General features: G+C 62.8%; 12 protein-coding genes, 1 tRNA gene and 1 pseudogene. 9 read left to right on the top strand and 5 right to left on the bottom strand.

What is annotated here, in order from left to right:
- Positions 1–251 precede the first annotated feature (251 nt).
- From AC1D0I_RS22870 to AC1D0I_RS22860, 3 genes and pseudogenes are all read left to right on the top strand, one after another.
- Positions 252–491, top strand: coding sequence for a DUF3302 domain-containing protein (locus AC1D0I_RS22870; protein ID WP_095084844.1), 240 nt, complete (start codon positions 252–254; stop codon positions 489–491).
- Positions 488–1423, top strand: a complete 936-nt coding sequence (locus AC1D0I_RS22865) for an HlyD family secretion protein (protein ID WP_477397889.1) — start codon at positions 488–490, stop codon at positions 1421–1423. Before AC1D0I_RS22870 ends, AC1D0I_RS22865 begins: the two co-directional genes overlap by 4 nt.
- Positions 1424–1743: 320 nt before the next feature.
- Positions 1744–3377: pseudogene (locus AC1D0I_RS22860) on the top strand (arylsulfatase).
- 32 nt (positions 3378–3409) lie between these two features.
- Here AC1D0I_RS22860 and AC1D0I_RS22855 read toward each other — a convergent pair.
- Both AC1D0I_RS22855 and AC1D0I_RS22850 read right to left on the bottom strand, forming a co-directional pair.
- Positions 3410–3793, bottom strand: a complete 384-nt coding sequence (locus tag AC1D0I_RS22855; protein ID WP_477397887.1) for a helix-turn-helix domain-containing protein — start codon at positions 3791–3793, stop codon at positions 3410–3412.
- Positions 3794–3878 (bottom strand) — tRNA-Leu (locus AC1D0I_RS22850). It lies immediately after the preceding gene.
- Between the two features lie 293 nt (positions 3879–4171).
- Between AC1D0I_RS22850 and AC1D0I_RS22845 the strand changes: the two genes are divergently transcribed.
- Together AC1D0I_RS22845 and AC1D0I_RS22840 are read left to right on the top strand one after the other, a co-directional pair.
- Entirely contained in the window at positions 4172–4756 is a 585-nt protein-coding gene (locus AC1D0I_RS22845) for a YqaA family protein (protein ID WP_477290970.1), read from the top strand.
- A gap of 81 nt (positions 4757–4837) precedes the next feature.
- Positions 4838–5356, top strand: a complete 519-nt coding sequence (locus AC1D0I_RS22840; RefSeq protein WP_457150790.1) for a disulfide bond formation protein B — start codon at positions 4838–4840, stop codon at positions 5354–5356.
- 165 nt (positions 5357–5521) lie between these two features.
- Here AC1D0I_RS22840 and AC1D0I_RS22835 read toward each other — a convergent pair whose 3' ends face one another.
- On the bottom strand, positions 5522–6079 hold the full coding sequence (locus tag AC1D0I_RS22835) for an HNH endonuclease (RefSeq protein ID WP_477397885.1): 558 nt from the start codon (positions 6077–6079) through the stop codon (positions 5522–5524).
- A 127-nt stretch (positions 6080–6206) separates the two neighbouring features.
- Positions 6207–6848 (bottom strand): DNA-3-methyladenine glycosylase family protein, encoded by a 642-nt coding sequence (locus AC1D0I_RS22830; RefSeq protein ID WP_477397883.1) that lies wholly within the window; start codon positions 6846–6848, stop codon positions 6207–6209.
- 72 nt (positions 6849–6920) lie between these two features.
- Between AC1D0I_RS22830 and gluQRS the strand changes: the two genes are divergently transcribed.
- The 3 genes from gluQRS to AC1D0I_RS22815 all read left to right on the top strand — a co-directional run bounded on the left by gluQRS (position 6921) and on the right by AC1D0I_RS22815 (position 9223).
- Positions 6921–7796, top strand: coding sequence for a tRNA glutamyl-Q(34) synthetase GluQRS (gene gluQRS / locus AC1D0I_RS22825; RefSeq protein ID WP_477397881.1), 876 nt, complete (start codon positions 6921–6923; stop codon positions 7794–7796).
- A gap of 138 nt (positions 7797–7934) precedes the next feature.
- A complete protein-coding gene (locus tag AC1D0I_RS22820; RefSeq protein WP_095084850.1) occupies positions 7935–8153 on the top strand; it encodes a hypothetical protein in 219 nt (72 codons plus the stop codon).
- A 155-nt stretch (positions 8154–8308) separates the two neighbouring features.
- Positions 8309–9223, top strand: a complete 915-nt coding sequence (locus AC1D0I_RS22815) for a DMT family transporter (protein WP_477397879.1) — start codon at positions 8309–8311, stop codon at positions 9221–9223.
- On the opposite strand, the gene AC1D0I_RS22810 is transcribed toward AC1D0I_RS22815, so the two are convergent.
- Positions 9193–10044, bottom strand: a complete 852-nt coding sequence (locus tag AC1D0I_RS22810; protein ID WP_095084852.1) for a YihY/virulence factor BrkB family protein — start codon at positions 10042–10044, stop codon at positions 9193–9195. The two genes, AC1D0I_RS22815 and AC1D0I_RS22810, sit on opposite strands and share 31 nt — an antisense overlap.
- Before the next feature lie 58 nt (positions 10045–10102).
- Here AC1D0I_RS22810 and AC1D0I_RS22805 point away from each other — a divergent pair, with 58 nt between their 5' ends.
- Positions 10103–10969 (top strand): SDR family oxidoreductase, encoded by an 867-nt coding sequence (locus AC1D0I_RS22805; protein WP_477397878.1) that lies wholly within the window; start codon positions 10103–10105, stop codon positions 10967–10969.
- Positions 10970–10990 lie beyond the last annotated feature (21 nt).

The raw sequence follows: 10990 nt of genomic DNA, 5'->3' as shown, positions 1-10990 counted from the left end.
CGCCATGGTTACGCGGCGTTACCGTTACGTACTTGTGTGTGCCACCGATGGGCGAGACCCTTGCTGACGATTGCCGTCGTCAGAATGGAGGACTGGCAAATGATCCGTATGCTGCTTGCCGTGCTGAACTTCGAGTAACGGTCAACTTGCGGTCTGACTGAGGTACACCAGCGCTCCGGTTCGTCCTGACGCGAACGTGGAAAGAGTGTCGGAAAGGCTGGAACCGGCGATTGACAGCGTGGAGCGGCGACATGACCTTCATCGACATCTTCGCCTGGATCGTCCTCCTCGTCGTCATAGCGACACTTGTTGCGGTCGTCGTGGCGCTGGGAGCAATGCCGGGCCGTATTGCACGCAAGCGGGGCCATCCCTGGGCGCAAGCGGTGGCAGTTGGTAGCTGGGCAACCTTGATCTTCGGCTTCGTTTTCTGGCCGCTGGTGCTGATCTGGGCCTATGTCGACTTCCCGGAAAAGAGGGACGCGACCAAATGATCGTCGTCCTTCTCAATGGTTACATTGCGCTTCTCGCCCTCTTCGTCTGGCTGAGGTTCATCCCGTTCAACCTGTTTTGGAAGCTGTCCCCGGTTATCGTGCTGCTGGCTCTTCTCATCGGCCTGTTCATCCCGATGGGGTGGGGAGCGCCGTCCGGGCCAGCCGCAGTGCAGCGCAACTCCGTACAGATCATTCCGTCCGTGGCGGGCGAAGTCATCGACGTCCCTGTGCTTGCTAACACGCCGCTCAAGGCAGGCGATGTTCTTTTCCGCATCGACCCGACGATCTACGAGGCACAGGTTCGCGGCATCGAGGCGCAGCTCAAGCTGGCGGAGCTGCGGCTTGGTCAGTTCTCACAACTTCAGAAGAACGATGTCGGACGCGCCTTCGATGTCGAGCAGCGCCAGGCCGAGCGTGACCAGCTTCAGGCGGAACTCGACGGGGCGAAATGGAACCTCGACAAGACGACTGTTCGTGCGCCGACCGACGGCTATGTGACGAACCTCGCCCTTCGCAAGGGAGCGCGTGTCAACGGCCAATCACCGGTCATGGCCTTCATCGACACATCCGACACCATCTTTGGCGCCGAGATAGCGCAGAACAATGCGCGCTACATCAAGGCTGGTCAGCCGGTCGAGGTCACGTTCAAGACGCTTCCCGGCGAGGTCTTTGAAGGCAAGGTTGAGACGGTAATTCAGGCGATTGCCACCGGGCAGTCGCAGCCGGGAGGCCTCGCCGTGGCGCCGTCGGAAGTGCAGGCGTCTCCCTTTGTAGTGCGCTTCAAACTCGACGATCAGACGGTCGGGCAACGGCTCCCAGCGGGAAGCACTGGCGTTGCCGCCATTTACACCGATCATGTCAAGGCGGCGCATGTGATACGGCAAGTTGTGCTTAGACAAAGTGCCATCCTGAACTACGTCAACCCGTTCTGAACCGGCCGCGCCAGCCAGAGGCGGCGGCAAGAACAGGTCAAGGCACTTGCCTACCTGCCCCCGATTGGTTCGAGGCGCTTCGCCAGCTTCGCGAGCGTCGACCGTGAGTAGTTGGTGGCCTTCACGATGGTGTTCCAGCTCTGCCCCTTGCGCAGCATGGCCATGATCGCCTCGTTGCGCTCGGCGTCCGGAACCGCATGAAGGTCCTTGGCAACAATCGCACAACGGCAGAAACTCCATTTGGCAGGGGGCGCGAGCTTGGAGGAGAGCGCGCTATGCTCAATGAACGAAAGCGAGATCAGTCCGCAGCGCCGCCGACCATGTCTGTCAGCCGACGCAGCATCCTGCTTGGCGGCAGCGCACTTGCGGCTGCCTCAACTCTCATGGGTGAGACACGGGTTGCCCAGGCCCAGGACCAACCCACGGCGGCGGCCGACGGCAAGCCGAACATCCTGGTCATCTTCGGCGACGACATCGGGCAATCAAACATAAGCGCCTATACATTCGGCGTGATGGGCTATCGCACGCCGAACATCGACCGCCTCGCCCGCGAAGGCATGATGTTCACCGACTACTATGCCGAGCAGAGCTGCACGGCAGGGCGTTCGACATTCATCACCGGGCAGGCGACGCTCAGAACCGGCCTGTCCAAGGTCGGCCTTCCGGGGTCAACGCTCGGCCTGCAGCCGCAGGACATCACAATCGCCGAGGCGCTGAAGCCGCTCGGCTACGCCACCGGCCAGTTTGGCAAGAACCATCTCGGCGACCGCAACGAGTTCCTGCCGACGGTGCATGGCTTCGATGAGTCTTCGGCAACCTCTATCATCTCAATGCCGAGGAGGAGCCGGAGAACCCCGACTACCCGAAGGACCCGGCCTTTAGAGCAAAGTTCGGACCGCGCGGCGTTCTGAAGTGTAAGGCCTCGGACACTGACGATCCGACCGAGGACCCACGCTTCGGGAAGATCGGCAAGCAGACTATCGAGGACACCGGACCGCTGACCAAGAAGCGCATGGAGACGATCGACGACGAAACAAGCGCGGCGGCAATCGACTTCATCCAGCGTCAGAAGCAAGCGGGTAAGCCGTTCTTCTGCTGGTTCAACTCAACCCGCATGCATTTCATCACTCACGTGCGGGCGTCAATGCGAGGCCAGAGCGGCATGCCGGACAATGAATATGCCGACGGCATGATCGAGCATGATGGCGACGTTGGCAAGCTGCTCAAGGCGCTCGACGATCTCGGTATCGCGAACGACACCATCCTAATCTACACCACTGATAATGGTCCGCATTTGAACGGATGGCCGGACGCGGGCATGACACCGTTCCGCAACGAGAAGGCCTCGAACTGGGAGGGCGCCTACCGCGTGCCCGCCTTTGTACGCTGGCCAGGTCACATCCAGGCCGGAAGCGTGTCGACCGACATCATATCGGGGCTGGACTGGTTCCCGACGCTACTCGCAGCGGTCGGCGATACCGACGTGAAGGATAGGCTGCTCAACGGCTGGGACATCGGCGGGAAGACCTACAAGGTGCATCTCGACGGCTACAACCAGCTTGCATATCTCACCGGGCAACAGGAGAAGTCGGCGCGAAAGGAGTTCTTCTACTTCAACGACGACGGCCAGTTGGTGGCGGTCCGCGTGGAGAGCTGGAAGATGCAGTTCTGCGAGCAGCGCGCCGAGGGGGGGCTGGCCGTCTGGCGCGAACCGTTTGTCTGCATGAGGGGACCGACGATGTACAACCTGCGTATGGACCCGTACGAGCGGGCGAGTATCACATCGAACACCTGGAACGACTGGATGCTGAAGCGCGCCTTCCTTGTTGTGCCGACACAGGTCGCGGTCGCGCAATTCATCGGGACGTTCAAAGCGTTTCCGCCACGCCAGCGGCCTGCGAGCTTCAGCGTCGACCAGATCATGGAGCAGTTGCAGGCGCCGCAAGGAGGCTGACACAATGAGACCGTAGCGTGGTGCCGACCACGTCACGCTCGCTGTACACGAGGTACCTGGAGCCGCTTCGCCAACCTCGACAGGGTCGAGCGAGAGGCTCCTGTCGCCTTCACGATGGTGTTCCAGCTCTGCCCCTTCCGCAGCATGTCCATGATCGCCTCGTTACGGCCGGCGTCCTCTGGGCGACCCTTCATGCGCCCTTCAGCCTTTGCCTTGGCGATCCCCTGAGCCTGCCTGCGGCGTCGGTCGTCATAGTCCTTGCGGGCGATGGCGGCGAGCATGTCGAGCAGCATCCCGTTGAGCGCATCGAACATCCGCCCGGTGAAGGCGTCCTCGGTCTTCAGCATCATGTGCGAAGTCGGCAAGTCCAGCGCCACGACCTTGACCTCTCGGTCCTTGATCTGACGGGTTGTCATTGGTGCCCCTAGCCGGGATCGAACCAGCACTCCTTGCGGAACTCGATTTTGAGTCGAGCGCGTCTACCAATTCCGCCATAGGGGCTCAGGCCGGGCGGCCTGGATGGGCGCGGACTATACGGTTGGGGGCCTGTTCGTCAACAGGCCAATTGTCGATGGCTTGGATGCGACCAAACTTCACCTTTCGATTTCGTGACGGCGCTGCCATTGTGCAGCGCGGAAAATCTTTCTAGACAGGCGGCGCATCAAAGTGCGGCGCGTCTGACAGGACAGATGGCGCGTGCTTTGGGTCTTTGTTTTGTGCATGCCCATTGGTTTATGCATGCCAATGTCCCGAAACCGCTGCGCACTTTTGGGCGACACGCATTAGGAGTGCCGATGCTTCGCGGACTTTACGACTGGACCTTGTCGCTGGCGGCAAGGAAATCCGCGGAATGGTGGCTTGCCATCATCGCCTTCATTGAAAGCTCGTTCTTCTTCGTACCGGCCGATGTGCTCTATCTGCCGATGGCGTTGGCACGCCCCGACCGCGCCTACCGCTATGCGCTGACCGCCACGGCCGCCTCGGTGCTGGGCGGCATCGCCGGCTGGATGATCGGCTACTTCGCCTACGACGCCGTCGCCCGTCCGATCCTGGAGCATTTCGGCGGCCTGTCGACCTTCGAGCGCTGGCAGAATTCTGGCACCGGCCTGATGCTGGTGCTGCTCGTTACGTCCGGTCTCGCGCACCTGCCGCCGATCAAGGTCGTCACCATCCTTGCCGGCGCCCTGCACGTCAATTTGCTGATCTTCATCATCTCGGCCATCGTCGCGCGCGGCGCCCGCTTCCTGCTGCTGGCCTGGCTGCTGCGCCGCTATGGCGAGCCGATCCGCGAATTCATCGAAAAGCGTCTCGGACTGATCGCCGGCGCCGGCGCGGCTGCCCTGATTTTGCTCTATATCCTCGTCAAATACGCGTTCTAGTCCTGTCGCCCAAAAGTGCCCGGCGCTGTTGGGACAAGGACAGGACAAAGAGCGCGGCGAACTCAACGGACGAAGAACACGATGACAGCGACCATGAATGCCGACACCGGACGCCAGCGGACGCGCACCGCCTTGTTTCTCGCCGTCGCCATGGCCGCTACCGTGGGCTCGGCGCTGGGCTTCCAGTATCTCGGCGGCTACATCCCCTGCCACCTCTGCCTTGAACAGCGCACGCCCTACTACATCGGCGCGCCGCTGATGCTGCTGGCGGTGCTTGCATCCATGCTGCACGCGCCGGCATGGCTGACCCGCGGCCTGCTGGCCATAGGCGGCCTGCTGATGCTCTACGGCCTCTATCTCGGCGTCTATCACTCCGGCGTCGAATGGCAGTGGTGGGCCGGCCCGACCGATTGCACCGCCGGCGCCGGGCCAGTCGACACCGGCGGCAAGGGCGTGCTCGACGCGCTCGACAAATTCGTGCCGCCCTCGTGCGACAAGGCGGCGCTGCGCATCCTCGGCCTGTCGCTGGCCGGCTGGAACGCCATCGCCAGCCTCGTTCTGGCCGCCGTCGCCTTCCGCGGCGCCCTCACCCGCGACTGAGCAAATTCGTTTGGCCGGCGCGACGCAGAGTTCGCGCAAAAATTCGGCAGGCTGAGTCGGATGGCACGGCTTTCGAGAACCGGAGCGGAGCGTACTCAGGTACGTGAGCACCGGAAGCGCAGAAAGCCGCGTCAGGCGGCCAGCATGGCGGATTTGTGCCGAACTCTACGGTTCGAGTTCGACATCCCAGTACAGATAATCCATCCAGCTTTCATGCAGATGGTTGGGCGGGAACAGGCGGCCGTTGTTGTGCAGGTCGTGCACCGTCGGCTGGAAGGGTTTCTGCAGCGGCCACATCTTGGCATGCGCCGGCATCATGCCGCCCTTCCTGAGATTGCAGGGGGAGCAGGCGGCAACGACATTCTCCCACGTCGTCGCGCCACCGCGATGGCGGGGGATGACATGATCGAAGGTCAGATCCTCCGGCGTGCCACAATATTGGCACTGGAAGCGGTCGCGCAGGAAGACGTTGAAGCGGGTGAAGRCCGGGTGCCTGGACGGCTTCACATAGGCCTTCAGGCTGACGACGCTCGGCAGCTTCATCGAGAAGGTCGGCGAGGAGACGGCGTGCTCGTATTCGGCGACGATGTTCACCCGGTCGAGGAACACCGCTTTGATGGCATCCTGCCAGGACCAGAGCGACAGAGGGTAATAGCTGAGCGGACGGTAATCCGCATTCAGCACCAGTGCTGGAAGCCCATCCGGAGATACGGCGACCGTCACGTGTTTACCTCCTTGGTTCTAGACCCGAACGGCGCGGATACTGTAAGCCTGACATGACAGGGATGTGAAGCGGATTGTCGCGTCGCTGAAGCGCCAAAAATGCGTGATTTTCATGCCTTTTTGCGGATTAAGCCGGCGGCGCGGCGTCCCGCCCTCTGGTTTCGCGATAATAGGACCAGAAAAGCCGCGATGCGACACCTCGCCACGGGCTCCATGATTCGGCCAGTGCGATCAGTGTTTTCTCCGGCGGACGCGGCTCGATGCCGAGCGCGTGACCGACCGCGCTCTGCAAGGCGACGTCGCGCGCCGGAAAAATGTCGGGGTGGCCGGCGGCAAACAAAAGATACACTTCCGCCGTCCATGGGCCGATCCCGGACACCGCCGTCATCGTCGTGATCGCCTCCTGGGCGTCGAGCGAACAGAGGTGATGGAGGTCGAGCCCGTCGGCCACCGCCTGGGCGATGGCGATCAGCCCACGCTGCTTCGGCCGCGACAGGCCGGCCTCGCGAAAAATGTCTTCGCCGGCGGCAAGTATCGCCTGCGGCGTCAGCGGATCGACGAGTTTGGTCAGCCGGCTGAAGATCGCATCGGCGCTGGCTCGGGACACTTGCTGCGAGACGATGATCGAGGCCAGGCTCCGGAACCCGGGCTCGGAAAGTCGCAGCGGCACCTCGCCAGCCATGCCGCGCACCTTTTCCAGGCGCGGGTCGATCAGGCAAAGCGCATCGAGCCCTCGGGCAATGTCGTCTGATGTGGCGATGCGCTGCATATTTCTTGTTCCTTGACCCTCGACAGGGTAGCAATCGGCGAAGCGCCGCAAAACCTGATTGCCGCCGGACAAATGACACTCCTGACATTCCGCTTCGCCCCCAGCCCCAACGGCGACCTGCATCTCGGCCACGCCTATTCGGCGCTGCTCAATCGGAAATTGGCTGACGCCGCCGGCGGCCGCCTGCTGCTGCGCATCGAGGATATCGACACGACGCGCTGCACGCCGCAATTCGAGGCCGGCGTGCTTGCCGATCTGAAGTGGCTGGGGCTTGGCTGGGAACAGCCGGTGCGCCGCCAGTCCGAGCATTTCGCGGAATACGAGACGACGCTTGACCGGCTGATTCGGGACGAACTCGTCTATCCCGCCTTCATGAGCCGTGGCGAGATCCGGGCATTCATTACCGACAGCGAACAGCGCGGACGCGACTGGCCACGCGATCCAGATGGCGTGCCGCTGTACCCCGCCGTCGACAAGGCGCTGCCGGTGAAGGAGCGCAAGCGACGGATCGCCGAGAACGCGCCCTTCGCCTGGCGGCTGGATATCGATGCCGCGGTGGCGCGTGTCGGCAAGGACATCGCATGGGCCGAATTCAGCGATGACGCGCTCGTCGCGACACGCGCGATCGAAGCCCGGCCGCAGGACTGGGGCGACGTGATCGTGGCGCGCCGCGACATCCCGACCAGCTATCACCTCGCCGTCGTCATGGACGATGCCCTGCAAGGCGTCAGCCATGTCGTGCGCGGACAGGACCTGTTTTCCGCCACCGGCGTGCAGCGCCTGCTGCAGGAACTCCTCGGACTGCCGCAGCCGGCCTACTTCCATCATCGCCTCATCCTCGGGCCGGATGGACGAAAGCTGTCCAAGAGCCTCGGCGACACCGGCCTTGCCGCCTTGCGCCATGCCGGCGCTTCGGTGGACGACATCAGGCGGACGGTCGGCCTTTGAGCCTGGCGGGCCAGGGAAACCGCGTCGCGAATTCGGGTCATGTCGGTTTGAAATTTGCCCCGTCGTCATTGCCATCAACCGACCGTCGCGTGACGGTCAAAACTTCTGTATGCTTGGCGCCAAGCGGTGGAGGCTTCCATGAAGCGACATCTGACTGACGAAGAAAAGGCGCGCGTTTGCGACAGGCTGACGGCAATCGAGGGCGCCAAGTACCCGGACCATATCGTTTCGGTCATGGTGGGCAACGAGACCGACGACAACGGCGATCCGGTATGGTCGGTGGTCAAGTCGTTTGACGACAGGGAAGCTGTCTATGGGCACAGCCCGCTTATCAAGTGGCCGGGGTGCAGCTGGTAACAAGAAATCGGTCACCGAAATCTCAAACCGAGCCGAATTCGCCGTCGGTTGAATTCCAATGATGTATGGATCAATCGTTTCGTTTTGCGCGCCGCCTTGAACCGCATTAGAGCAGCGCCACGATCAACTCTCCCCAGTGCGGCGGTCCCCCGAACATGCACAGCATCAAGCGGTTCATCCCCGCCACCTTCGTTGTCCTGTGGGCAACTGGCTTCATCGGCGCGCGCTACGCCATGCCGTGGGCCGAGCCGTTCACCTTTCTTGCCGGGCGTTTCGTGCTGGCTGCGATCCTGCTCGCCGTCCTCATGCTCGTGCTGGGTTCGAAGAGAGCCACCCGCACTGAAGCGCTGCACGCCACCGGCGCCGGCATCCTGATGCATGGCGTCTATCTCGGCGCCGTCTTCTGGGCCATCCACCGGGGCATGCCGGCCGGGTTTTCGGCCCTCATCGTCGGCCTGCAGCCGCTGATCACGGCCGTGCTTGCCGGCAAGTTTCTCGGCGAGGCGATCCTGCCGCGTCACTGGGCCGGGCTTGGCATCGGTCTCATCGGCATCGTCATCGTGCTTTGGCCGAAGCTCGGCGCGCTCGGCGGCGGCGTGACGGCGGCGACGCTGACCGCCTCGCTGGTCTCGGTGCTCGGCATGAGTGCAGGCACGATCTGGCAGAAGCGTTTTGCCTCCGGCGGCGACCTCGTCGCGGCGACCATGTGGCAATATGTCGGCGGCGCCTCTTTGATGATCCTGGCTTCGCTCGCCTTCGAGACACGCACCGTCGTCATCAACGGYGAACTGATYTTCGCCATGGCCTGGCTGGTGCTGGTGCTGTCGCTCGGCGCCATCTTCCTGCTGATGGTGATGATCCGCGACGGCGAGATGTCGAAAGTGGCCTCGCTGTTCTACCTGGTGCCGGCGGTGACGGCCATCATCGCCTGGGCCCTGTTCGACGAGCAGCTCAACGCGCTGCAGATTGTCGGCATGGCGATCACGACATTCGGCGTCGGCCTGGCAACGGCTCGACAGACCAAGCCTCAGCCTTTCAATCAACCGACTCGGGCGCGCGCCTCCAGATAGCGGCTGATCGCGGCATTGAGTTCGCCGCCGAGGATGAAGATCGCCGAGAGCATATAAAGGAAGACCACCGCGATCATAATCGAGGCGAGGCCGGCATAGGTCGTCACATAAGACGAGAAGTGATCGAGATAGGTGGCGAAGACGGTCGAACCGACGAGCCATGCCGCCAGCGTGAAGATGATGCCCGGTATGATCGAGACAAAGCGGCGCCTGCCCGCCGGCAGCCAGAAATGCACGGCAAACAATCCGCCGACGATGACCACCGAGGCGATGACGTAGCGCCACAGCGTGATCGTGCCCATATAGGGCTTGATCCCTTCGATATGGGCTTCCGCGAGCCGCGCCAGCAGTGGCGCGAACACCAGGAGCACGCTTATCGCCAGGAAACCGGCCGTCGCGATCAGAACGAAGATGATGCTCTGCACCCGGCGGTAGATGATGCCGCGCGTTTCCGAAACGCGATAGGCGCGGTTGAGCGATGTGCGCAACGCCTCGATGCCGTTCGAGGCAAAGTAGGCGGCAAGCAGCACGCCGTAGGTCAACAGGTCGGTGCGCCTGACGGTCAGCACATTGAGCACCTCGCGCGCGATCGGCTTGGCGATCTGCTCGGGCCAGGTGTCGAAAACCAGATGCACGGCCGTGTCGGAGAACGCCTGCGCGCCGAGGAAGCTTGCCAGCGTCGTGGCGAAAATCAGGAACGGAAACAGCGCCATCAGCGAGGTGATCGCCAGGTGGCTGGCCATTGCCCAACCGTCATCGGTGTTGAAATGGCCGAGCGCGTCGTAGAGCACGCGGCGCAGGGCGACAATATTCCGCAGCAAGAACCCGCGCTCCCTTCGATTGTCTCGACGCCGCGAATATGGGAAGGGATTGCGGCAAATGGCAACCCTTGGCGAAACCACGACCAGTCAGGCGCAAGCGTTGCGCTCGATCATCGTTACCGGCGCCTCTTCGGGAATAGGCGCCTACTGCGCCCGCGCATTGAAGGCGGAAGGCTGGCGGGTGTTCGCGACGGCACGCAAGCCGGACGACATCGCCGCACTCGAAGCGGACGGCATCGAGGCCTTCTATCTCGACTACACTGAAGCCGCATCCATTGAAGCGCTGGTCACATCGGTTCTGGATCGCACAGGCGGCCGGCTCGACGCCTTGCTCAACAATGGCGCCTACGCGCAAGCCGGCGCCGTCGAGGACCTGCCGGTGGCGGCGCTCAAGCAGCAATTCGAGGCGAATTTCTTCGGCTGGCACGACCTGACCCGGCGGCTGGTGCCGGTGATGCGACGCCAGGGCCATGGACGCATCGTCCATTGCTCGTCGATCCTCGGCCTCGCGCCGGTGCGCTTTCGCGGCGCCTATTCGGCTTCGAAGCACGCGCTGGAGGGTCTGATGCTGTGCCTGCATCAGGAACTCAGGGGCAGCGGCATCCATGTCTCGCTGATCGAACCCGGGCCGGTAGAGTCGAAAATCGCCAGCAATGCGCTGCCATGGTTCCTGCAGAACATCGATCACGAGAATTCGGTCCACCGCCTCGACTATGAGGCGCAACTGGCAAGGTTGCGGGCCGGCGGCAGCCAATCGGCATTGAAGCCGGGGCCGGAAGTGGTACATGCGGCGCTGCGCCATGCGCTTCTGTCGCGGCGCCCACGCCCGCACTATGTGGTAACAGTGCCGGCTAAGATCGGTGCGGCGCTCAAACGCATCCTGCCCGCATCTATACTCTACCGCTTCCTTGCCAAACGCGCCTGAACCAACCGAACTGGGAACACA

This window comes from Mesorhizobium sp. P2_D1, assembly GCF_056404455.1.
The sequence above is the reverse complement of the archived record's forward strand: the minus strand, read 5'-3'. Positions and strand labels throughout refer to the sequence as shown.